At 33.1% G+C, this 1105-nt stretch carries 1 protein-coding gene; it reads left to right on the forward strand.

Annotated elements, in window-relative coordinates; translation table 11 throughout:
* Positions 1–188 precede the first annotated feature (188 nt).
* Positions 189–941: a hypothetical protein gene (locus B036_RS0126665; protein ID WP_020571782.1), complete on the forward strand. Its 753-nt coding sequence runs from the start codon at positions 189–191 to the stop codon at positions 939–941.
* Positions 942–1105: the final 164 nt, after the last annotated feature.

A 1105-nucleotide genomic window follows, 5' to 3' on the forward strand; every position in this document is an offset into this window, starting at 1 on the left:
GAAGGGTCATTTTTCTGACCTTTTAGTCTTTTTGACCACACGATACTCCGTGCGGGTTGAGGTATTTGGCTTATTTTGTGAACAGCCACGGAGGAGGGTGTTGGCGAGCTGATCAGCGCCTGGAAATTGGGTTTTTGGTGGGGACTTATCACTCAGACTCCCGTTATGTGTCATGATAAATTAAAAAAATGAACTCAGATAAATTTATAAAATATGAAGAATGGGAAGACTATTGGTTTTTCAAGCCAGTAAATCAATTGAAATTAGAGATATTGGAAGAATTGAATGTAAGTTCTTGGAAACCACCTAAAAACGGAATTAAGATAAGAATTGAAACAAATTTAGAAACTAATGAACCAACAGGGAAGCAACTTGAAGCATTAGAATTTGTCAAACAAAATCAAGCTCGAATTATTGAATCTATTTATAACTTTCATCAAAACATAGTGTTTCCACTTTACAATGTTTCTATAGATATAGAAGAAGACCAAATTATTACAAAAAAAGAACAGACAAATTTAGTATACTCAATAAAATCAATTCAAATTCCACGCTTCTCAACGGAACAAGAAATTTATTTCATATTAAATTTCAACTTTAATTACGATGATGAACATGATATGTCATTTCTATTTAAAAACTTAACCGTAATTGACTTTGCTGGGTTAGGAGATGACTTTATTGATTACAAAGAATTGTATGAGAATAGATTGGAAGGGAGTAATGAAAGTTTAACGATATCTGTTTATGATAAACCAAATAGTGCACCTGTATTTAGGGCTAAATATTCAATCCATGAAAAAATAGATTTTAAATTTGAAGAAGACGTTTATACAATTGGCATTTATAGAGAAAAATGGCCACAAAGTTTCAAATTATTTTTCTACCCTAAAAACTTGGAAATTAAATACTCCTTGAACGACATAATAAAATTGCAATAGAGAACACGACACATAACAAAGTGTATGATGTTCATGCCCAGCAAAGGCTGGTCACGCCACATACACAATACCGTCAGACTGTGTAAAAAGTCCCTCAAGCCCAGCAAATTCGTCGTATCTTAACAACAGTAACCGATACCCGAAAAAATGCCCATAAAAACCGG

The organism is Neolewinella persica DSM 23188 (genome assembly GCF_000373105.1).
Classification (GTDB): Bacteria; Bacteroidota; Bacteroidia; order Chitinophagales; family Saprospiraceae; genus Neolewinella; species Neolewinella persica.